The organism is Halobacillus sp. ABH2_015, assembly GCF_056158945.1.
The window spans coordinates 2,758,706-2,780,156 of the sequence record NZ_JBSWUG010000002.1 but is presented as its reverse complement, the minus strand read 5'-3'; the positions used below and the strand labels follow the sequence as shown (position 1 = coordinate 2,780,156).

The window sequence follows — 21,451 nt, the reverse complement described above, 5'->3', positions numbered from 1 at the left end:
CTCCGGTTTACTTCCGGAAGCAGCTCTTTTTTTATTCAATAGAGATGGAATAGGCTTCAAGCACCGTGTGTGGTACAAAGAAGCGGGCGGTTTTCAGCGGATCCACGACCTGACTGACCTGTACCTGCCCGGCAGCACTCATCAGCATCGTCAGTTCTGATAAAGAAAGGTCTGTCTGCGGCTGGAGGAAATCAATCATCAGCTCAACCGCAGTGTCTACAGCTTCATCCAGCGTGTCTTTAGAGACAAGAATACTCAGTCCATCCTCATTTTTCAGGAAAGGGAAAGGAAGTGGCCGGCTTTTGATAACCGCTACATGGATCGAAACTTCGGCCGGAATTTCCACACCGGAGACACTGATTTCTCCGTCTCCCATGGCTGCGTGAAGATCCCCCAGAGAAAGAAGGGCCCCTTTATGAAAAACAGGGAAGTAGAGAGAAGATCCTGTCGTCACTTCTTTTGTATCCATATTTCCTCCGTGGGCGCCTGGTGTGCCACAGGACACGGCATCACCCTCAGGTGCCACTCCAATCACCCCGATCATAGGGTTAACCGGAAGAGATACATCCTTATTGAAAACAGCTTTTCCGTCTTCGACAGGAATGATTTTTGCCTGGAATGTCTCCATCCGGTGCCCCATCACTCCAAGGTCAGGACCAGTGACCATCACTCCGCTGTCTCCTAATTGAATATCCTGAATCGTGACTTTCAATGTATCTCCGGGCTCTGCTTCTTCAATGTAGACAGGACCTGTAGCGGGGTTGATCCGGTTCCAGTCCACCGCATCGATTTCGGTATCCTCCGACTGGATCTGACCTTCGAAGCAGTCGTGTGTATGCACCTGAATCGTTGTGCCTGATGAAACGTGTAAGGCAGGCGGATGTTCCTTGTCCATCGCATAGATGAAATGTTCCTTGGATAAAGTGACTGTCATAGGCTTTTCCTCCTTTTGTTGCCGTACATCAATAGATTATGACTCTTCAGTATCGAAGACTTGGACCCCTCTCTTCTGATGAGAGCTCCCGCCCATTCTTATGAAAGAGGCTCCCTTAATGGGAGCCTCCGATTGGTCAGCCTGTGATTCCTACTTCGTCCAGTCCATAAGCAGCAGCTGCTGCTTCAGGGCTGTCTTCCCCGTATAAATCGACCGCTGATTGAATGATCACTTCACGTGCATGGTCAAAGTCCGAATCAGGCATCAGGTATACTGTAAGCGCTCGGTAATAAATATGGCCGAGTTTATCTTTACCGATCTTTTCACCTGTCAGGTAGGCGGCATGGTTGATGATGGAGGAGTTGATGTGAACGCCGCCATTGTCCAGTTCGATAGGCAGGTCATAATACTCGTCCATATGGGAAGGGTACATGCCGTTTCCATCTCCGTAAGAGACATAATCTGCCCCGACAGGAAACTTACTCGGATTGCTCAAACTGCGTAGGGCTGTCCGGCCTTCTGATTTCGCCCCGGCTCCCATAATATCTTCACCCATTTCCCAGTCCTCTTCATCAACCAAGGCTCCGAAAATGTCGGAGAAGGCTTCATTCAAAGCACCAGATTGGAAGCGGTACTTCAACCCTGCTGAGAACGTCGTCACTCCGTGGGTCATTTCGTGGGCAGCAACGTCAAGACCTGCGGATAGTGGGATGAAGAAATCCCCGTCGCCGTCCCCGTAGGTCATCTGCTGACCATTCCAGAAGGCATTGTTGTAATCCTCTCCAAAGTGGACGGTGGACACAATCGGCATGCCTTCCCCGTCAATAGAGTTCCGGTCGTGTTCATCCTTGAAGTATTTATAGACTTCTTCAGAATTGTAATGCGCATCTGCTGCCGGACGTTCATAGCTTGTCCGGAAAGCAGCATCAGAGGATGAGAAGAGCTTTCCTGGAAGCACATATTGATTTTCAGCATCGAGCGTATAGATGCCGTCCAGGTCCTTATGGGACTGATCAAGCAGGTAGTAATCGCGCCCCTGGGTGCTCATGTCCTTGGAAATGTGAAGTGTCTTGTAATCGCCAAGCACCCCGATACCGAAGCCGCGGGATGTTTTATAGCTGGCATGCATGATCGTATTGTACTGATCGATGACTTTCCCCGTTTCTGCATCCACATAGACAAACCAGTTGCCCGGCGTTTCTCCGAGGAAGTTGACGTTTACTTTATAAGCCAGGTGATTTTCGCCGTTGAATGGATAAATGACAAGCTCTGAAGTTGGGGATTCCACTAGTTCATCAGGTGCCGTAACCGCTTTCTTAGCGGTGGTGATACTTTTTGATTTTGTTATGGATGGCTTTGTCGACATGGTGGACTTTTCTATAGAAGTGTTGAACTGTCCATTCACAGCTTCCACTTTCTCGTCTTCGCTGTAATGCACCTTAACGAGATGTCCCTCGACCGGAACACCGTTTTTTGTCTGCTGCAGGGTAACGTGGGTCATTCCGAGATCATCGGTTTTCAAATCGGTCTGTTTGAGGCTCTTGTCCGGATTGGAAATGTTATACGTCTTTTTGTTTTTCTTCAAGTGCTCCTGGGCGGACTTTTCCGTGGCACTTGAGGACGTCTGTGTCTTTTCTTTGTTGAAAAAAGGCTTGTTCTGCTGGTTATGTACAATCTGCTGTTGAACCTGTGTCTGGTCTGATGTACTGACGGCATGCGTCTGGGGTGCTGATGTTCCCATAAACAAGGCGGACGATAAGACGGCTACTGGAATGACGTACTTCTTTTTCATAATCAACCTCCTATCAAGAATACAACCAATTATAGGAAAAAATAGGTAAAAAAGACAGAGTCGTTTGAACTGTTTATCTTTTCTGAAAATTATGCAGAAATAACAAGAATCGTGACTATTTACGCAGGTAAGAAGTGAAGGGGGCTGGTCATTTGAGGCGGTGGTTTCACGAATAAAGAGTGGGGGAAAAGTCCGCTGCTCCTTATAGGAACGAGCGGTGCATTTGTAAAAGGAGACATTGTAAAACCCGTGCTGTGTTCCCAGCACGGGTTTATGGTTAGCATTTATTGTCTTTTCTTAGGCGTGGGCAATTTCTCTTAAAGCTTCCAGCACAGGTGTGTAGGAGTAGCCGAGATCACGAGCAACCGCTTCGTACGTCAAATGACCGTTCGCTGTGTTGACACCCTCTTCGATGGCTTTGTTGTCACTGACTGCGGCGGTAACTCCTTTGTTCGCAATCTGCAGCGCGTAAGGAATGGTGACATTCGTCAAACCGATGGTTGCCGTGCGAGGGACAGCTCCCGGAATGTTGGCAACAGCATAGTGAAGAACCCCGTGTTTTTCATAAATCGGATCATCGTGAGTCGTAATGTGATCCACTGTTTCAAAGTTTCCTCCTTGATCGATGGCGACGTCAACGATGACGGAACCTTCTTTCATGGATTTCACCATATCTTCAGAAACGAGTTTCGGTGCTTTAGCTCCTGGGATAAGAACCGCGCCGATGACAAGGTCTGCATCTTTCACAGATTCAGCAATGTTATACGGGTTGGACATCAATGTCTGGATATCGGAACCGAACTGATCATCCAGTTCGCGCAGGCGTGTCGGGTTAAGGTCAAGAATCGTCACCTGAGCACCAAGGCCGATCGCAATCTTCGCAGCATTCGTACCAACGATTCCGCCGCCGATGATCACTACTTTACCTCGGGAAACGCCTGGAACACCGCTCAATAGAATGCCCATGCCGCCGTAGGATTTCTCCAGATACTGAGCACCGATCTGGGTAGCCATCCGACCGGCTACTTCACTCATTGGTGTAAGCAGAGGAAGTTTCTGATCAGCAGAAACGGTTTCGTAAGCGATCGCCGTTACTTCATTTTCCACAAGCGCTTTCGTCAATTCAGGCTCTGCCGCCAGGTGAAGGTAGGTGAAAAGGACCAACCCTTTACGGAAATACGGATATTCTGAAGCTAGAGGTTCTTTAACTTTCATAACCATTTCAGAAGCAGCCCACAGTTCTGAAGCGCTTTCAATAAGCTCAGCACCAGAAGCTTGATATTCTTCGTTCGTGAAGTTACTGCCAAGACCGGCATCGGCTTCAATGTATACTTTATGTCCTGCTTTTGTAAGGTTTACAACCCCTGATGGTGTAATAGCTACACGGTTTTCATTGTTTTTAATTTCTTTCGGTACTCCGATAATCATAAGAAAATGACCACCTTTCAGAACAATTTGTAAGAAAAGTATAGCCTGGGAAATGAGTTTTTTGTTTAGCAGAAAGTGAGAAAATAAAGAAGAGGATTTGTGAAAAATCACAAATCCTCTTTTTCTTTTTCATCGATTAACAAATCTATGAACAGCATCATTTTCTGACTGGCATTTTTAAAGTCGATACCACCGATTTCCCGGATCCTTTTCAGCCGGTAATTCAACGTGTTGGTGTGAATATGCATGTTTTCGGCTGCTTTATGGGCATTGCTGTTATGAGCAAGGAACACCTTCAATGTTTCGAGCAGGGCCGCCCGGTTATCTTCATCATACGCCTTGATTTTACGGAGGGCATCATTATGGTAATGTTCCTTCCTCTGCAGATCGGCAATTTCGTTAATGAACTGATAGATGCCGAGGTCCTGGTAGTGATCCACTTCCGCAAGGGCTTTCGGGAATTGATCCTTCAACTCAAGCACTTTAAGGGCCTGTTTGTAACTCGAGTGGATCAGCGACGGTGTATGGTAGACGAGGCCGACAGCTCCCTTTAAATCATCGAAGTTCAGCCGTTCTTTCATTTTCTGGGTGAAGTCGTTCAGAAAAGCACGGCTCAAGTGGTCCGCCTCTTCTTTAGGATCTGTCCGTACAAGCAGGATCAGCTGATGATCGTCAAAAATCCGGCTGACAATCCTAGTCTGGTACAGTGTTTCTGATAAATAATAGGCCTGACGTTCGACAGACTGACTGAGGTCTTCCGTGAATTCGAAGACAGCTACACAAAGCTGGCCCTGAAGATTCATTTGATGTTTTTTTCCCAGTCGTTTGATATCGGAGGAGTTTTCCAAAGAGCCGGTTAACAGCTGCCAGAAAAACTCTTTTTGGTTTTCTTCGGATTTCTTTTTCTTCGCCTGCTGGCGGAGCAGATGCTGACTTACGATACGGGCGGCATCTTCAATCGTCTGAAGATGTTCTTCCGTGATCGTCAATTCCGCGGTCTGTGCCCAGATGAAGCCGAGGATGTCCTCTTTATGCCTGACGGATACGGCAAGCCTGCGGCCGAGGCCGATGTCTTCAATCGGAGGGACGATGACCGGGCGTCCGCTTTCAAAAAGCCTTGCCATAATGCCGTGCTTCCATAAGCCGTTGACAACACTTTCCGGCACTTTCCGGCGCATGATTGTAGCCGTTCTGGCATCATCCACACGTTCTTCATGTTTGCTGTAGGAAACAATCTGGTGATTGGCATCTTCGATTGTAACGGGGCAGCCAAGGCTTTCGGCGATTCGATCGGCTAATCCTTCGGGAGAATCAATCAGATCGTTCAATGTTTTAGGGATACGTGGTGATGGACTCATAGACGTTCTCCTTCTTTCAATCATTACCTCTATTCTATCATGGTTTTTCGTATGCAGACATGACCATTTTCTCTTGCTTATCTTGTGTATTTATACGAAGATGGAAAGGTCTGTTTGTGTAAAACCACAAAAGTTGGAGGGCGGATTATAAAAACAACAAGAATTTTTACATAAGGAGGAGCAGGATGAGTAGAATTTTTAAGATGGCCAGTGCATTTATCGGAATTATTGTAGGAGCAGGTTTTGCTTCCGGCCAGGAAGTGTTGTTGTATTTCACCAGTTACGGACATATGGGTACCGCAGGAGCCGTACTGGCCACAGCCTTCTTCGCCTACATGGGCATGATGCTGACAAAGCTCGGCACCCGGATGAAAGCCGAATCTCATAAAGAAGCCATCCACCGTGTGAGCGGCTGGCGCTGGCTGGGATGGACCGTCGACGCGGTTATCATTTTCACGTTATTCGGCGTAGGCGTTGTCATGATTGCCGGTGCAGGTTCGATTCCAAGTCAGCAGTTCGGAATCCCAGCGATTACAGGTATCATTTTCATGTGCGTCATCGTGACGGCGGCCCTATTGCTGAATGTCGACAAAGTGGTAAAGATTATTGGCAGTATCACTCCGTTTTTAATACTGACTGTCGTGCTCATTTCCATCTATAGTGTGGTGTCGATGGATAAAAGCTTTGCTGTATTGGAAGCGACCGCCCTGAAGCAGCCGAGTGACTTTTCCTATTGGTTCATTTCTGCCATGAATTATGTGTCCTTTAATATCGCTGTCGGTGCTTCGATGGCGCTGTTGATGGGTGGGAATGAAACAGATGAAAAAACCTCTGCGCTTGGCGGATTTTTTGGCGGACTCGGTCTCGGTCTGATGATCGTGCTCAGCCATCTTGCCATTTTTTCGAGAGTCGATTCCATTGCGGGGTACGACATGCCGCTACTGGCTTTAGTGGACGAATTGTCGCCGGTGCTCGGGGCTTTTTATTCCATTGTTTTATTTGGAATGGTATTCAACACCGCGGTCAGCATGTTCTTCTCTTTCGCTGCACGATTTACAACATTGGGGACAGCCCGGCATAAAAAGTTCGTTCTAATCATGATTGCGGCTGCTTTCGGATTGAGCTTCCTCGGATTTACCGATCTCGTTTCCTTGTTCTATCCTCTCATTGGAAATATGGGCCTCTTTTTAATTGCGGCCCTCCTTGTTGCTCCGTTCCGGTTGAGGGCGGAAGAAAGGAAGAACAGTAAACGCGCAGGATAACAAAGGCAGCCCGGACTACAAACAGTCCGGGTTTTTCTTTTTCTTGAAATATAATTACGAATTTTCTAACATTTTATTGACATGAAAATTCATACGCTCTATAATGAGTTCAACAAGGTTTGGGAGGAAGCCCATGACGTACATCATAGGTATTGACGGTGGAGGAACCAAGACGACCTGTCTGTTCTTGAAAGCGGACGAAAAGGCGTATCCCGAGCGGCCGCTGATCGTGAAAGGGCCGGGGACAAACCCACACGTCGTTGGTTTTGAGGAAGCCGGCAGAAGACTGGAGAACCTGATCCGGCACGGAATGAAGACGTTCTCCCTTGCACCGGACGAAATATCCGGAGCAGGAATGGGGCTGGCAGGCGTCGGCAGGCGGGATGAGGTCGAACAGATGGCTGGTACGGTGCGTACAATTTTTTTTAACCTAAATTTTTCAGAAAATTTAAACTTGTGTATCACATCCGATGTGCATGCGGCGTTGAAGGGATCGCTGGCCCCAGGCGTAGAAGAGGGGATGCTGCTGATTTCCGGTACGGGATCCAATGCTGTTGGAATAACAGCGGCGGGGAAAGTTGTGACATGCGGGGGATGGGGACATCTAATTGGAGATGAAGGCAGCGGTTATCACCTTTCTTTGAAAGCGTTATCAAAAGTGGCCAAAGCAGCAGATGGGCGCGGGGAACCTACACAAATGACTTCTTATATTCTGCGTGCTTGCGGTTTAGAGCGACCGGAACAGTTGATTCGGTATATGTATGATCGTCCTTTTGAGAAGAAGGAAGTCGCTGCCTTTGCTCCTTGCATCATCGAAGCCTCTGAACAGGGCGATAAGGCAGCGGTGGATCTGCTGAAGGAAGCGGCGGAAGAGCTGGTGCTTCATATTGAAAGTCTCGTTAAGCAGGGAGTGGATCCGGAAGCGCCTGTTTCAGCAGCGGGTTCCATCCTTACATACTCCCAGGTTCTACGAAATCATGTTGGAAAACTGTTGGAAGACAGGCAGTTCGGTCCCTTGACCGATCCTTACGCTCCACCGGAATATGGAGCGGCTTTACTTGGCAGAGCAGCCGGAATGGAAAAAGAAAGGTGATGGACTCATGACAGATTCCCTTACATTTTTAACGACGGAACAGAGGAACGCACGGACGATACATATGGACGAGATGACAACAATAGAAATGCTGACGGTGATGAATGACGAAGATCATAAAGCAGCGGAGGCTGTGAAAAACGTACTGCCGGCGATTACAAAAGCTGTCAATCACATCGCAGAAGCCTTGAAAAACGGAGGCCGCTTATTTTACGTCGGCGCAGGAACGAGTGGCAGACTCGGCGTACTTGATGCATCGGAGTGTCCGCCGACATTTATGGTCGACCCCTCGCTTGTGCAGGCAGTGATGGCCGGAGGCGGCCGGGCGTTTACAGAAGCAAAGGAAAACTCCGAAGATAACGAGAATCAGGGCCGGGAAGATTTGAAGGCCCGCGGGTTCAGCAAAAAAGATGTCGTTGTCGGGATTACCGCCAGCGGCCGGACCCCTTATCCTATCGGAGCGCTGACTTATGCCGGGGAGATCGGCGCTTTTACAATCTCTCTCTCCTGTAATGATAAGTCCGAAATCAGTGGGAAGGCCGAATGCCCGATCGAAGTCATCGTCGGACCAGAAGTATTGACAGGCTCCACCCGTTTGAAGTCAGCGACGGCCCATAAGATGGTGTTGAACATGCTGAGCACAGCGGTGATGGTCAAGCTTGGAAAGGTGTATGAAAACCTGATGGTGGATGTGCATGCAAACAACTACAAACTGCGGGAGCGGGCCAAAAGCATTTTAATGGAAGCGGCCGGAACTTCCTATGAGGAAGCGGAAGAAGCTCTGCAGAAAGCGCAGCATCAGGTGAAACCTGCCATTGTTATGTTGAAAAAGAAGGTGTCCTTTCAGGAAGCCAAACGTCTCCTCGATACTTGTGACGGGCAGCTCCGGGATGCGGTGAAAGCGAAAACTTAATTTGAAGACCACACGTTGGTTTCAAATACATGATTTCAATCAAAAAAGGGGGAGCTTATGTTGAGTTTATGGAGGAAAACATCAGCTTGGTTGATTGCCGCCGTTTTATTTGGTTTTCTTTTGCTCGTCGGTTGTGCGCCCGGAGCAGGAACAGAAGAGACAGATAGTGAGGGCACCGAAGAGGAGTCTTCTTCAGAGAACAGCGGAGAAGAATCCGGAGAGGTTTCAGGAGAACTTGAAATTCAGTATTTTGTCGGTGGTTACGGAGATTCCTGGTGGAAAGAGGTTATCGGTGATTTCCAGGAGGAGTATCCGGATGTCACGATTACGGAGCATGCCGGTCCGAATATTAACGAAGAAATGCGTTCCCGCTGGGTCTCGGACGATCCGCCTGATGTCGTTTACATCGATGGAGCAGGATCCAGTGAAACTCAAATGGTGGAAGACGGACAGTTGATGGACTTGACCGACTGGATGGAAGGTGTCGAGCTTGAGGATGGTACGGCTTTGAGCGAGAGCTTTATCGTCGATCCGGCTGATTACGATGGCAGCGTATACAGCCTGCCGCTTGTTTTTGATACATGGGGCACGTGGTATGACAATGCCTGGTTTGAAGAAAAAGGCTGGGAAGTTCCAAAAGATTTTCCTGGATTTATGGACACGATGGGGCAGATCAAGGACGAAGAGGGCATCGCTCCTTTTGTCACCACTGGTCAATACCCGTATTACTTCCTGCGCGGTGTGCTGTATCCCGCCTTTGGTGCAGCCGGCGGGGATGAGCTTTTGACGGATGTGATTAAAGGTAAGGAAGGAGCCTGGACGAGCGATCCGGTTCTTGAGGTTATGAAAAAAGTCGAGCAGATGCAGGCAGAAGGCATGATTGATGACGGGTTCGGTGCTTTGAACCATACGCAGTCCCAGATGAACTTCCTTCTTCATGACAATGCGTTCATTCCTGTCGGGTTCTGGCTGCCTAACGAAATGGCCAACGATACACCGGATGACTTCGAGTATGGATTCGTTCCATCACCGATGCAGGATGAAGGAGAGCCTTATGCCATCGTTCCTGATCTTCGTCCGCTGGCGATTGCTGAAAAAGCAGAAAACAAGGAAGCAGCAAAAGCGTTCGTCGAGTTTGTTTTCACGAAAGAGTATGCGAAGAGCTTCTCTGAACATACCGGAGCGATCATGAACCTGCAGGGTGTTGATCTGTCTTCCAGTGAAGAAGTACCTTCCTTCTTGATCGAAGCGAATGAAATGATCAATGATCCGGAACAGGTGCAGATTCATCAGAAGCCCCACCCAATGAGTTCAGAGCTGGAAACGCCGATCAGCAACTCTCTCGTTTCCCTCATGCTTGGAAACATTACAGCAGAGGAATTTGTGGAGGAGGCTGAAAAAGCCGCAGCTGAATACCGCAGCAGTTTAGAGTAGGCTTACATGGAAGGAGGAATGGGAAGGCTCTTGTCTTCACATTCCTTTTTTCATAACCATACAGAAAGAGAGGGAAGTATGATGGTCCAATCGCGCAGGCAGAGGAATCTATTTCTCGCATTTTGTCTTGTTCCTACGTTTATCCTGTTTTCTGTTTTCACCCTTTATCCGTTGTTCAACGGCCTTTATTATTCATTCTTTGAGTGGTCCGGTGCGTCGTCGCTGGCGAAATTTGTCGGGTTTGATAACTACCGCCGGCTGTTCAGTGACGAGATCATCCCCAGAACCATCCTTCACGATTATTTCCTTGTTGTGACCAAAGTGGTCGGGATCATGATTTTGTCGACATTTTTTGCCGTCGCTTTGACACAGCTGAAAATTAAAGAAGCCCCTTTCTACCGCATCGTCTTCTTCTTTCCCAACATTATGTCGGTGGTGGTCATCGGTATCTTATGGATGTTCATCTATAATCCGAGTCTTGGTCTTGTCAACTCCGGTCTTGAGCTGATCGGCTTGGAAAGCTGGACGAAGCCGTGGCTCGGCAGTGAGGACTGGGCGCTTCCAAGCCTTGTACTTCCTTCTGTCTGGGCAGGGATCGGTTTGTTCATGCTCATGCTGATGGGCGGGATTTCCAACATTTCGAAAAGCTATTATGAAGCCGCTGAGATCGACGGTGCGACAGAGTGGCAGCAGTTTTGGAAAGTGACCCTGCCGCTCATCTGGCCGCAGATTAAGATCAGCATTCTGTACATCATCATTACGACATTGAATGGTTCCTTCATCATTGTCCAGGTTATGACAAAGGGTGGGCCGAACAATTCGACCCATGTGATGGGATCGTATTTATATGAACAGGCGTTTGTGAAGTACAATTTCGGCTATGGCGCAACGATTGGTGTGATGATTTTAATTCTATCGTTGGTCACGGTTCTTATTATGCAGTTTTTCATGAGAAGGGAAAAAGTGGAATATTAACAGACAGGAGGGGAATGGAGTGCAGACAGGAAAATTCTTTTCACGTACCATCGTTCGAATTCCTTTGATCATCTGGACACTCGCTGTCCTGTATCCGATCGTCTGGATGGTTCTGGGCGCGTTTAAATCGAACGCGGAAATTTACGCCAACCCGTGGGGGCTGCCGGAATCGTTCAGCTTTGCTAATTTTGTGGATGCCTGGAGCAACTACAATATCGACACGAGTGTTTTCAACAGCTTCATTGTGACAGGTCTCGGTGCCACGTTAACGCTGATGATGGCGATTCCTACATCCTACGCCCTGGAGCGTATGCGTTTCCGCGGCAACCGTCTGTTGTTTACGCTGTACATTTCTGCGATGATGATTCCAATGGTTCTCGGCTGGATCCCGCTCTTCTTTTTATTGATGCAGCTGAACCTACTGGATAACATTTTCGGATTGAGCATCGTCTATGCGGTAAGCCAGCTGCCTTTCAGCATTTTCGTACTGACGAGCTTTATGGCTACGATACCGAAGTCCCTGGAAGAAGCCGCAGCCATTGATGGAATGTCCCCGTATGGGATTCTATGGAAGGTGATTACTCCGCTCTCGACAACGGGTATCATTACCGTAACGATCATGAACATGATCCAGTTCTGGAATGAGTATTTTATGGCTTTGATCTTCCTTCAGACGGAAGAAAACTATACGCTGGCCCTGGCGATCGATTACATAAGCAATGAGACCCAGTACACCAATGCGTGGGGAACCTTATTTGCAAGCTTAGTGATTGCCATCGTTCCTGTCATCATCCTGTATGCGATTTTCCAGCGGCGCATCGTCAAAGGAATGACAGAAGGAGCTATTAAAGGATAAGAGTGGTGGAAGATATGAAAAATTCATTGAAAGGCGGGCTTGTCATTCTGAATGAAATGAAGGACAAGCTGCCCCCGTCAGAAAGAAAGATTGCCGAATTTATACTGGATCAGCCTCATGAAGCGATCCATTGTACGGCTACACAGCTCGGTGAACTGAGTTCCACCAGCAGTGCGGCTGTCATCCGTTTGTGTAAGTCCCTCGGGTTGAAGGGTCTGCAGGAGCTGAAGCTGCGCATTTCCGGAGACCTGCAGAAAAAGCCGGAGGCCCGCTTCCGGGATATCCAGCCAGGGGAACCCTCCGATTCGATTGTTGAAAAAGTGACCAACAACAGCCTGCAGGCGATCAAGGAAACGACGGAAATGGTCGATTACCGGACCCTGGAAAAAGCGGTGGACGTCTTGAAAAAAGCGGATACCATCCACTTCTTCGGTGTCGGGGCCTCCGGGATCATCGCCCAGGATGCCCAGCAGAAGTTCCTTCGGATGAACAAGGCGACGTCCGCATTTACGGATATGCACAATGCGGCGATGAACATTGCGAACGTAAAGGAAAATGATGTCGTCTTCGGCATTTCTTTTTCCGGTGAGACGTATGAAACGGCGAAAATCATGGAGATTGCCAAATACAAAGGGGCCAAAACGATCAGTCTCACCCGCTACGGGCATTCCCCTGTGACGGCCCATGCAGATGTGTCGCTGTATATTTCAGCCTCCAGGGAAATTCCCGCCCCATTCCGGAGCGGGGCGACCTCTTCAAGGCTGGCACAATTGCATATGATCGACATTCTGTTCGTTAATCTTGTCACAGACCAGTGGAATGAAGCGTCCGATTACTTTAATGAAATTACCGACGTCATGGATGTGTTGAAAGGAAAACCGCTTCGTCAGAAAAAAGCCCAATCTTAATAAGGAGCTGAGTATATGGACGAATGGATCGAGGAACTCCGCCGCATTATCCCTGAAAAAAGGGTGCTGACCGATCTCGCCGACCGGCACAGCTACAGCTTTGATGCCTCGTTCGGCGAGCATCTGCCCGATGTTGTGGTCCAGCCGAAAACCAAGGAGGAAACCGCTGATGTTTTGAAACTGGCCAACCGGCATAACATCCCCGTCCACCCGAGAGGATCGGGCACCTGTCTGAGTGGGGGCCCGCTTCCCGTACACGGAGGAATTGTGCTGGACATGTCTCAATATCCCGCTGAAATCCATCTGAGCCCCCGGGATCTCACCGTGGACGTCACTCCGAGTGTACTTACGGCTAATATCAATAAGGCCGCTGAGGAGCACGGCCTCATGTACGCGCCGGATCCAAGCAGTGCCCATGTTGCTACGATCGGCGGCAATCTTGCAGAGAATTCCGGAGGCCCGCGCGGCTTGAAGTACGGGGTAACAAAAGATCATGTGCTTGGTCTTGAGGTCGTTACTCCGCAAGGGGAAATCATCCGCACCGGCGGACGGACGATCAAAAATGTCACCGGCATTGACTTAACGAAGCTGATTGTAGGATCAGAGGGTATTTTGGGTGTCATCGTCGGGGCGACGCTGAAACTGATGCCGAAGCCGCCGGCTGTTCAGACGCTGATGGTCACGTTCGATGAAGTGCGAAAAGCGGGAGAGGCGATTTCCCAGACCCTTACCTCCGGGATCCTTCCGTCCAAAATGGAATTTATGGATCAGGCTTGTGTTGTGGCTGTAGAAAAATTTCAACCGGCCGGTCTGCCTGTCGATGCTGCTGCCGTCATTATTATTGAACTGGACGGTCATCCGGAGACGTTGAAGGTCGAGCGCCGGCTCATTGAAGAAATTATGGAGGATATGGGTGCGCTGGATGTGATCATCCCTAAGTCAGACGAAGAAGCGGCTAAGCTTTGGCATGCAAGGAAACAAGTATCACCTGCGATTGCGAAAATCAAGCCGACAAAGGTTTCCGAAGATGCGACGGTGCCCCGCAGTAAAATTCCCGATTTTATGGACCGGCTTCAGGTCATTAAAGAGAAGTATGACGTGGAAGTGGTCGCCTTCGGTCATGCCGGGGATGGAAACCTCCATCCGAATGTTCTTTGTGATAAACGTGATGTCGAAGAAATGAAGCGGGTGGAAAAAGCTGTGGAAGAAATGTTTGAAGCAGCTCTGGAACTCGGCGGCACTTTATCCGGCGAACATGGAATCGGAACGATGAAAGCTCCGTTCATGGAGATGGAGCTCGGTGAAGTCGGGCTGGATATGATGAAGCGGATCAAGGAAAGCTGGGACCCCAACGGCATCCTGAACCCTGGCAAGGTCTTCCCGGAAAAAGGGCAGAAGCTGGTGTTGCATCATGAATAGTCTGCTGCAGGAAAAGCTCAGCTATGATAAGACGTTTGACTGTGTGCAGTGCGGCTACTGTCTTCCTGCCTGTCCGACGTATGAGACGATGGAAAGAGAAACCCACTCGCCGCGCGGCCGGATCAACCTCGTGAAAATGGTCGCTGAAGGCAAAGCATCCGTCGAGGATTTGAAGGAGCCGATCGAAAAATGTCTCGGCTGCATGGCGTGTACAACTGTATGCCCGACCAACGTCCAGTATGGAGAAATCCTTGAGAGTGCCAAGCACGTCATTGATGAACACGAGGAAAAAAGCAGACCACGGAAACTGGTCGAAAACTTCATGTTCCAACGCTTCTTTCCTTCCACGGCGTGGATGGATTCGCTTGGACATGCGACTTGGCTCTATCAATCCAGTGGTCTGAAAAAAGTGTCCCAGCGGTTCGGTCTGACGAAGCGGGCGCCGCTGCACATCCATGAATTTGAGGCCGTACTTCCCGAGATGCCTTCCCCGAAGCGGCGGAAATCCAGGGCGGGCCGATACGTCCGTAAACGTCCGGCCACAGCCAAAGTTGCTTTTTTCAAGGGCTGCATCATGGATAGTGTGTTTTATGAAACGAATCAAAACACGATGGAACTGCTTTTGCGAAGCGGCGCGGAAGTTGTTTTTCCAGACCAGCAGACGTGCTGTGGGGCTCTTCACGCGCACTCCGGCAAAGTCGATGCATCTGTTGAGCTGGCCAAACGGAACATTGAAGCCTTTGAAGAGGAAAGTTTTGATTACATTGTCAATAACGCAGGCGGATGCGGCGCTCGTCTGATTGAATATCCGCACCTGTTTGAAGAGGGGACAGAATGGCACAGCCGTGCTTCTGCCTTTGCGGCAAACGTGAAGGACATCTCAGAAGTGCTGATCGATCTGGACGGCCTCCAGTTTGAGCAGTCCGTTCCGCGAACCGTCACCTATCAGCCTTCCTGCCACCTGCGAAACGTCCAGAAGGTCACCGAAGCGCCTGTCGCGCTGTTGGAAAAAGTGCCCGGCCTGACGCTGAAACAGATGGACCGTCCAGAATTCTGCTGCGGCTCTGCAGGGATTTACAACATCGTGAACTACGAAGAGGCGATGGACATCCTCGATGTTAAAATGCAGGACGTCTGCGGCGTTGATCCCGATGGCATCGTCACTTCCAACCCGGGCTGCCTGCTGCAGATGAAGCTCGGCGTCGTCCGCGAAGGTGCCGGCGACCGGATGGAAGCCGTGCATTTGGTGGATGTGTTGATGGAAGCGGATCCTCAGCCGAAAATGTAAGGCGTCCCCTTTTGTGGGGCGCTTTTTTTCTTTAAGCGGGGTGCGTGTGCGCGGATATCGATTATTTCTTGTGTATATCAATTAAAATGGCGATATATCAATTATTTTCCGCAGATATCAATTAATTCAGCAACTTATCAACGAATTATCCAATATATCAATTTAAACACTCATTCCAATACATATATTCTTCCTTTATTCCTGCCTACTGTTTTAATCTTCATCGCTTTTAGCAGGATATTAGCAGCTGAGGGAGAGGGAACATGCAAAAAATCTCTGGCCTGTTTGTTTGAGATGGTTTTTCCAATTAAGAGCGAATAGTCTTCCAAGGCAGCCACATGAGCGGATTTACTGATATGAGCGCAGTTCAAGCACTTCCATCTGCCGTGCATACGTTTCATTGGAAGTGAGGAACATTCCGGACAGAATACTCCCTTCTTGAAATCTTCTTTTTCCAGTTTGAAAAATTTCACATAGTCATAAAAGTAGCTTTCGTGATTGGTGAGCAGTTGGGTGGATAAGCGGTTCATCTGGGAGGCATTCAAAATGGAGGTTCGATCTTCCGTCAGATCCGCCACCTTTTCGGAAAGTGTTTCGATCCGGATGACGTTCTCAAGGTCAGCATCGTCTGTATCAATCCTTGCCGCAGGGTGGCTGTTGACGACCAGACCGTAAATCGGAACATTAGGAATCTGCCAGAGCTTCAGCAGCTTCTGAAGCTGGCGGGTATGACGGCCTACCTGAATGACAGGATCGGCAAACGTCGAATGATTTTCCTCCCATTTTCGTTCAAGGTAGTGGAAACGCTGGTTGAAAAACAGCTCCCCTCCAATATTTTTCACTTCAAGAATGATTAGGAGAGCAGCGGTTACGACAAGGCAGTCGATTTGAAAATGGTGGGTGCCGTCATACAGACGCAGGTCATGGAAAATATCATGGTCCGAGGGGAGAAAAGTAAGAGGATAATTCAAGGAGAGTTCGCCTTTGTAGCCGGTTAATCGGAGCTTCAACTGTTCGTTTACAGCTGCGGATTGAGGGTGATGGTCCATCAGTCTCCGCTTCAAAGCCTGCAGAACTTTGATATCGCTGGGGAAAGTGCGTTCTTTCATAATCATGGCATCCATCCTTTCGCTCTTTCCTTATTCGACACGGAGATCGGTATTCCTATGGCGGATATCGATTTTATTTTCGATATATCAATTTTTTCTGCGATATATCAATTAAATTCGAGATATATCAACTAAACCTCAGGTATATCAACTAAATTGAGACGGGACATAAATAAATGAAAGCAGGAGAGCCGGCGCTCTCCTGCTTTTTTTAAAACAACTGATACGATGCTGCAAAATAAATGACGATCATAAGCAGCGACGGTACCGCATAACGGAAGCTGTTTTCCTTCGGCTTGCGATTCACCATGAATACGGTCAGGAAAAGCATCGCTGTACTTAAAAGCGCCACAGGCAGATGGGTGGAGCTGAGCGACTGCAGAATCGCGCCTTTCTGGTAAAACACATCCGTCACAGCAAGCAGCTGCAGGTTGAACAGGTTACTTCCGAGGATAGAACCGAGCGCCATGCCGTAGTTGGACATCTTCATGGCCACAAGGACGGTTACGAGTTCCGGAAGCGAGGTGGAAGCGGCAATGAGGAAGCTTCCGACAAAGCTTGAACTCATCCCTGTCTGCTGGGCGAGCTGATCACCGGAAATCGATAAGGCGCTCCCTGAGGCGAACACGATGAGTGCTGCAACAATGAAACCGATGACCGCTGCTTTTAAAGTATAATCTTTTCCAGCGGCGGCTGCTTCATCCATCTCCTCTTCTTCCCCTTGATTCATAAATCGGGTGGCCAATATATACAACCCGACGAGGATGAACATCTCTACCCCAATGTTAAACAAGGAAAAATCGAACGGCAGGATGAGGGCGGCGACTACAATCAGGGTGAATACGATACCGGCCACTGCTGTTGGCATGTGCTGCTTCTCATCGATGGCGTTAAACATTTTCCGTTTTCGGTAAATCATGTCCACAACAGCAATGATGAGCAGGTTGAACACATTACTGCCGAGCATGTTCCCGACAGCGATGTCAGGGTTGTCGATATAGACGGCTGTTAAACTGGTCGTCAACTCCGGCAGAGAGGTCGCCCCGGCGATGAGAAAGGTGCCGACGACAGCACCGCTCAGCGTGGATTTCCGGCTGATCACATCGCCGAACCGGTTCAGCTGGACAGCCGCAAATACAACGATGACGGCGGATAATAGAAAAATAAAGTAAACCATCATTCCAATCTCCTTTCTATACACAGGGCTCTGCTCAAAAAAAGAGACTCCGGCCCTGTGGAGGGCCAAAGTCTCGCGTCCTATCTATATAGTTTGATGAACCAGGTGAGTGGATCACCGAAATGACGATTCATCAGCCGCGGATATGCGGTCGCTACTCCCTTTGGTAGTTTTACTATAGCGAAAGATTCGTCCGGGAGTCAACCGATAAGAAAAGAGGAAGGCGCATGCAGGCGCCTTCCTCTTTTTCTACTTAATAGTTCACCGCGTCGTAGGAATTGATCAATCCGTGCTCAAAGTAGGAACCTGTTCCGCTGATTGGATCAGCTGTCTGTTCAATGGCTGCACGGATATTGCTGTTGGAACGGCCCTGGGAGGCGAGCAGTCCGGCAAGACCGGCTACGTGAGGGGCTGCCATGGATGTTCCGGACATGTAGGCATACCCTCCGTTCGGCATCGTAGACGCAATACTCACGCCTGGCGCTGTTACATCCACCCACGTGCCGTAGTTGGAGAAGGAGGCTTTTCTATCATAGCGGTCGACGGCTCCTACGGCGATGACGTTGTCATAGGAAGCAGGCTCGAAAGTTGTGGAAACTCCGTCATTTCCTGCCGCTGCAATGACGACGGATCCTTTGTTCCAAGCGTAATTGACCGCATTTTCCAATGTCTGTGTATCACAGTTGCAGCCAAGGGAAAGGTTAATGACCTCTGCGCCTTGATCAGCGGAGTAGCGGATGGCATCTGCTATGTCGTTCAGGGAGCCGCTGCCATTCGCGTCGAGGGCGCGGACGGCAAGGATTTTTGTATTCGGAGCCATTCCGGCGACACCTCTGGCGTTGTTGGTTTCAGCGGCGGCGGTTCCGGCTACGTGCGTGCCGTGATCATTGAGATCCATTGGATTGTTATCGTTATCGACGAAGTCATAGCCTTTGATCGTTTTTCCATCAAGATCCGGGTGGTTGTAGTCGACACCGGAGTCGATGATGGCGATTTCCTGGCTGCTGCTTCCGCGTGTTACGTCCCATGCCCTTGGGGTATCTGTGTTCTGCGGTCCATATTGATAGCCGCTGTAGTACGTATCATTTGGTGTCCAGGTGGCTTGGAATAGATAGTTCGGCTCTGCGTATTCCACATTCGGATTTTTGTTTAAGGCTTCGACGACTTTTTCAACGTTTTTTACCTTCAACACTTTCTCCTCAGCTTCGACGACTTCCTGTTGTTCCTCCAGGACAACAGCGTCCATCTGGTTCATCTCTTTTTTGTTTGGAGAGAAGCCTTCTTTATATTTCACGACGACTTCACCCGGCACGTACTTTCCTTTTTCGAGATAAGTATCAATTTTGTTTGTCCGTTCTGATGATGTTTTGTCGGAAAGGGAATCGGCCAGGACACCTCCAGTGGACGGCATAAGGACAAGGGCGGCGGCAAGGGACAGGGAAGCAAGCTTTTTAAACTTCAAACGATTTCCTCCTTTAAAAGATATACTCTAGTAATTCGGAGAAATCGTAAGGATTCCTGCGATATCGGGGTTGGGATAGAGGTGTGGAAAAAAGCCCCCTTAAGCGTGGTTTCGACATAGGGGTTGGGCAACTTTATGTTGTAACCAAATCCATCATGATGATCCTTCTCATAGAATGGGAGTTTCCCGGGGTTTCAGAAACGTCCAATTGGGAAGTAAAAAGATAAACGATGGCTCGATGAGAGGTGTATTGATCCCGTAAAATAGATTGATGCCGATCCCGTTCAATATCCAGTCAGGAAGGAAGATCCTTGATGGGTCATGGGCTGAGAAAATTTGTGAAAGCAGCTGATAGGGAAGATTTTTCCCTGGACATGACGTTAAACGTTAACGGAGCTTTGGTGACAGGGACAACGGTTTCGGCTGAAAAATACTTCCACTCTTTAAGCGGTACCCCTGCTGAAGGCAGATAAACGGCTCAGTCCCTAAGTGAAAAGCTTGAAAAAGCCAGTCAGATGAATGATTCGCAGGAGGAAATTCAATACATTCATCTCGAAAATGCCCAGGTCTACAATGGCGATGCCCCGGCCACTCCGGTGAAAGGGACGTCTCGACAGAATCGATGGCTTTTTCCTCGGTCGTATTGATACGAATAGGAATAAAATGTAATTTATATTACGACAGTTCAATAATTTCATGAATAATCGGCTACAATGCGAAAGCAGACCATGATTTCATGGTAAAATGGCTCACGCACCATTAAGTCGAACCATTAAAGGAATGATTCCATGAAAAAAGAAAGAATTGAGTCCATCTACTTTCTACGCATCTTTGCCATGGTCATGGTCGTCCTCGTACACGTCAGCGCGGCCTATGTGAAGGTTCTTACGGAAGGCACGGGCATGTATGAGGCCTATCATTTTATCAACCGGATCATCCGGATTGAAGCCGGCATCTTCATTATGCTTACGGCGATGGTCTTTTTCTATAAGTATATCGATCAGAAAATGGATAAACAGGAACTCTTCTCTTATTTCAGGAAGAGAGCTCTCTATATTGTCGTTCCCTATTTCCTGTGGGCGCTTTTCTATGAAGCTTTCTCTATTTATCTCGGAGTGGTGTCGACGACGCCGGAAAACATTCTGACCCGGGTGTTTACAGGGGATTCGTTTTATCATCTGCACTTTATTTTCTTAATCGTCCAGTTTTATTTGTTTTTCCCTGTCGTCCTCTATGCCGCACAGAAATGGGCTTTCTTCAGAAAGTACATGTGGCTGTTCGGAATGATCCTGCAGGTCGGGTACTACTTCTTCAACCGGGAATTTCAAGTGTTTTCATTCAACCTGTTTATGACGAGTATGGGACCTTACCTGCTCGGTGCGTGGATCGGCGCCTATTATAAACAGCAGAAGACGGCAGCTTTTTCAAGAACAACACCTATATGGGCAGTCGGAGGCCTGTTTGCAGGTCTGACGACTGTTTACCTGCATGGTAGCGGGTATCAGATCTTTGGCGCACAGCTGCCGACATGGGGCTATTTGATTATTAATATGCTCTTTCTCGTTGTCGGAAGCTATGCCATGTTCCGTATTGCGGAACGGTTGGTCGTCAAGTGGCCGGTGGCGCTGTCCTACGTGAAGAATATTGCGGTCTATTCGTTTGGCTTTTATCTTCTTCACCCATTCGTATTGAAGATCTATGAATTTACCATTCCCATTCCGGCCGGAAACATGTTCCACGCAGCTATCATTGTCCGGCTTGCTGCCACCCTGCTGTCATGTTATGTGATCATCTGGCTGTCCCACAGGTACCTTCCTTTTGCTGGTTTGTTCTTCGGAAAACTGCCGAATAAAAAACCGGGCTTTTTCGAGGGAAACCGATCGAAGGGGAACAAGTCGCAGCAGGAAACAGGAAAAGCCATCTTATAATCGTCATGAGAAAACCGCTCCAACCGGACTGCCGAAAGGAGCGGTTTTTTTATGGCTTCTATTTTCTGATAAATCTGTAAATTTCATTGAAACGATGGCGAATGGTGAGATATAA

At 48.7% G+C, this 21,451-nt stretch carries 18 protein-coding genes; 11 read left to right on the top strand and 7 right to left on the bottom strand.

The annotated features are described in order from the left end of the window. Positions 1 to 31: 31 nt before the first annotated feature. From ACXAD6_RS14685 to ACXAD6_RS14670, 4 genes are all read right to left on the bottom strand, one after another. On the bottom strand, positions 32 to 934 hold the full coding sequence (locus ACXAD6_RS14685; RefSeq protein ID WP_474969500.1) for an acetamidase/formamidase family protein: 903 nt from the start codon (positions 932 to 934) through the stop codon (positions 32 to 34). Positions 935 to 1,070: 136 nt separating this feature from the next. Further along, positions 1,071 to 2,726 carry a M4 family metallopeptidase gene (locus ACXAD6_RS14680; protein WP_474969499.1) on the bottom strand — a complete coding sequence of 552 codons (1,656 nt, stop codon included), beginning with the start codon at positions 2,724 to 2,726 and terminating at the stop codon, positions 1,071 to 1,073. 297 nt (positions 2,727 to 3,023) lie between these two features. After that, complete coding sequence (gene ald, locus ACXAD6_RS14675; protein ID WP_474969498.1) at positions 3,024 to 4,154, bottom strand: alanine dehydrogenase; 1,131 nt, start codon at positions 4,152 to 4,154, stop codon at positions 3,024 to 3,026. Positions 4,155 to 4,261: 107 nt separating this feature from the next. Continuing rightward, positions 4,262 to 5,512 (bottom strand): PucR family transcriptional regulator, encoded by a 1,251-nt coding sequence (locus ACXAD6_RS14670; RefSeq protein ID WP_474969497.1) that lies wholly within the window; start codon positions 5,510 to 5,512, stop codon positions 4,262 to 4,264. 185 nt (positions 5,513 to 5,697) lie between these two features. On the opposite strand from ACXAD6_RS14670, the gene ACXAD6_RS14665 reads away from it, so the two are divergent. From ACXAD6_RS14665 to ACXAD6_RS14625, 9 genes are all read left to right on the top strand, one after another. After that, positions 5,698 to 6,774 (top strand): YkvI family membrane protein, encoded by a 1,077-nt coding sequence (locus ACXAD6_RS14665; protein ID WP_474969496.1) that lies wholly within the window; start codon positions 5,698 to 5,700, stop codon positions 6,772 to 6,774. 133 nt (positions 6,775 to 6,907) lie between these two features. Further along, positions 6,908 to 7,867 carry an N-acetylglucosamine kinase gene (locus ACXAD6_RS14660; protein ID WP_474969495.1) on the top strand — a complete coding sequence of 320 codons (960 nt, stop codon included), beginning with the start codon at positions 6,908 to 6,910 and terminating at the stop codon, positions 7,865 to 7,867. Between the two features lie 7 nt (positions 7,868 to 7,874). Beyond that, positions 7,875 to 8,780, top strand: a complete 906-nt coding sequence (murQ, locus tag ACXAD6_RS14655) for an N-acetylmuramic acid 6-phosphate etherase (protein ID WP_474969494.1) — start codon at positions 7,875 to 7,877, stop codon at positions 8,778 to 8,780. A 57-nt stretch (positions 8,781 to 8,837) separates the two neighbouring features. Next, on the top strand, positions 8,838 to 10,214 hold the full coding sequence (locus ACXAD6_RS14650) for an extracellular solute-binding protein (protein WP_474969493.1): 1,377 nt from the start codon (positions 8,838 to 8,840) through the stop codon (positions 10,212 to 10,214). A gap of 81 nt (positions 10,215 to 10,295) precedes the next feature. After that, the gene (locus tag ACXAD6_RS14645) at positions 10,296 to 11,189 is read left to right on the top strand and encodes a carbohydrate ABC transporter permease (protein WP_474970434.1); all 894 of its coding nucleotides are present in this window, start codon (positions 10,296 to 10,298) and stop codon (positions 11,187 to 11,189) included. Between the two features lie 19 nt (positions 11,190 to 11,208). Further along, positions 11,209 to 12,045, top strand: coding sequence for a carbohydrate ABC transporter permease (locus ACXAD6_RS14640; RefSeq protein ID WP_474969492.1), 837 nt, complete (start codon positions 11,209 to 11,211; stop codon positions 12,043 to 12,045). A 14-nt stretch (positions 12,046 to 12,059) separates the two neighbouring features. After that, positions 12,060 to 12,953, top strand: coding sequence for a MurR/RpiR family transcriptional regulator (locus ACXAD6_RS14635; RefSeq protein ID WP_474969491.1), 894 nt, complete (start codon positions 12,060 to 12,062; stop codon positions 12,951 to 12,953). A gap of 15 nt (positions 12,954 to 12,968) precedes the next feature. Further along, the gene (locus ACXAD6_RS14630) at positions 12,969 to 14,372 is read left to right on the top strand and encodes an FAD-binding oxidoreductase (RefSeq protein WP_474969490.1); all 1,404 of its coding nucleotides are present in this window, start codon (positions 12,969 to 12,971) and stop codon (positions 14,370 to 14,372) included. Continuing rightward, positions 14,365 to 15,660: a (Fe-S)-binding protein gene (locus ACXAD6_RS14625; protein ID WP_474969489.1), complete on the top strand. Its 1,296-nt coding sequence runs from the start codon at positions 14,365 to 14,367 to the stop codon at positions 15,658 to 15,660. The genes ACXAD6_RS14630 and ACXAD6_RS14625 overlap by 8 nt, the downstream gene beginning before the upstream one ends. 170 nt (positions 15,661 to 15,830) lie before the next feature. On the opposite strand, the gene ACXAD6_RS14620 is transcribed toward ACXAD6_RS14625, so the two are convergent. The 3 genes from ACXAD6_RS14620 to ACXAD6_RS14610 form a co-directional block, all read right to left on the bottom strand. Then, positions 15,831 to 16,784 (bottom strand): nuclease-related domain-containing protein, encoded by a 954-nt coding sequence (locus tag ACXAD6_RS14620; RefSeq protein WP_474969488.1) that lies wholly within the window; start codon positions 16,782 to 16,784, stop codon positions 15,831 to 15,833. A 196-nt stretch (positions 16,785 to 16,980) separates the two neighbouring features. Further along, positions 16,981 to 17,946, bottom strand: a complete 966-nt coding sequence (locus ACXAD6_RS14615) for a sodium:calcium antiporter (RefSeq protein ID WP_474969487.1) — start codon at positions 17,944 to 17,946, stop codon at positions 16,981 to 16,983. A gap of 253 nt (positions 17,947 to 18,199) precedes the next feature. Then, positions 18,200 to 19,408 (bottom strand): S8 family peptidase, encoded by a 1,209-nt coding sequence (locus tag ACXAD6_RS14610; protein WP_474969486.1) that lies wholly within the window; start codon positions 19,406 to 19,408, stop codon positions 18,200 to 18,202. A 314-nt stretch (positions 19,409 to 19,722) separates the two neighbouring features. On the opposite strand from ACXAD6_RS14610, the gene ACXAD6_RS14605 reads away from it, so the two are divergent. Together ACXAD6_RS14605 and ACXAD6_RS14600 are read left to right on the top strand one after the other, a co-directional pair. After that, positions 19,723 to 19,881, top strand: a complete 159-nt coding sequence (locus ACXAD6_RS14605) for a hypothetical protein (RefSeq protein ID WP_474969485.1) — start codon at positions 19,723 to 19,725, stop codon at positions 19,879 to 19,881. Positions 19,882 to 20,196: 315 nt separating this feature from the next. Then, a complete protein-coding gene (locus ACXAD6_RS14600; RefSeq protein WP_474969484.1) occupies positions 20,197 to 21,336 on the top strand; it encodes an acyltransferase in 1,140 nt (379 codons plus the stop codon). The last annotated feature ends 115 nt before the right edge of the window (positions 21,337 to 21,451 follow it).

Coding starts and splice junctions, on each gene's coding strand:
- ACXAD6_RS14685 (WP_474969500.1), bottom strand. CDS start 934: ATGACAGTCACTTTATCCAAGGAACATTTCATCTATGCGATGGACAAG.
- ACXAD6_RS14680 (WP_474969499.1), bottom strand. CDS start 2,726: ATGAAAAAGAAGTACGTCATTCCAGTAGCCGTCTTATCGTCCGCCTTG.
- ald (WP_474969498.1), bottom strand. CDS start 4,154: ATGATTATCGGAGTACCGAAAGAAATTAAAAACAATGAAAACCGTGTA.
- ACXAD6_RS14670 (WP_474969497.1), bottom strand. CDS start 5,512: ATGAGTCCATCACCACGTATCCCTAAAACATTGAACGATCTGATTGAT.
- ACXAD6_RS14665 (WP_474969496.1), top strand. CDS start 5,698: ATGAGTAGAATTTTTAAGATGGCCAGTGCATTTATCGGAATTATTGTA.
- ACXAD6_RS14660 (WP_474969495.1), top strand. CDS start 6,908: ATGACGTACATCATAGGTATTGACGGTGGAGGAACCAAGACGACCTGT.
- murQ (WP_474969494.1), top strand. CDS start 7,875: ATGACAGATTCCCTTACATTTTTAACGACGGAACAGAGGAACGCACGG.
- ACXAD6_RS14650 (WP_474969493.1), top strand. CDS start 8,838: ATGTTGAGTTTATGGAGGAAAACATCAGCTTGGTTGATTGCCGCCGTT.
- ACXAD6_RS14645 (WP_474970434.1), top strand. CDS start 10,296: ATGGTCCAATCGCGCAGGCAGAGGAATCTATTTCTCGCATTTTGTCTT.
- ACXAD6_RS14635 (WP_474969491.1), top strand. CDS start 12,060: ATGAAAAATTCATTGAAAGGCGGGCTTGTCATTCTGAATGAAATGAAG.
- ACXAD6_RS14630 (WP_474969490.1), top strand. CDS start 12,969: ATGGACGAATGGATCGAGGAACTCCGCCGCATTATCCCTGAAAAAAGG.
- ACXAD6_RS14625 (WP_474969489.1), top strand. CDS start 14,365: ATGAATAGTCTGCTGCAGGAAAAGCTCAGCTATGATAAGACGTTTGAC.
- ACXAD6_RS14620 (WP_474969488.1), bottom strand. CDS start 16,784: ATGGATGCCATGATTATGAAAGAACGCACTTTCCCCAGCGATATCAAA.
- ACXAD6_RS14615 (WP_474969487.1), bottom strand. CDS start 17,946: ATGGTTTACTTTATTTTTCTATTATCCGCCGTCATCGTTGTATTTGCG.
- ACXAD6_RS14605 (WP_474969485.1), top strand. CDS start 19,723: ATGGGTCATGGGCTGAGAAAATTTGTGAAAGCAGCTGATAGGGAAGAT.
- ACXAD6_RS14600 (WP_474969484.1), top strand. CDS start 20,197: ATGAAAAAAGAAAGAATTGAGTCCATCTACTTTCTACGCATCTTTGCC.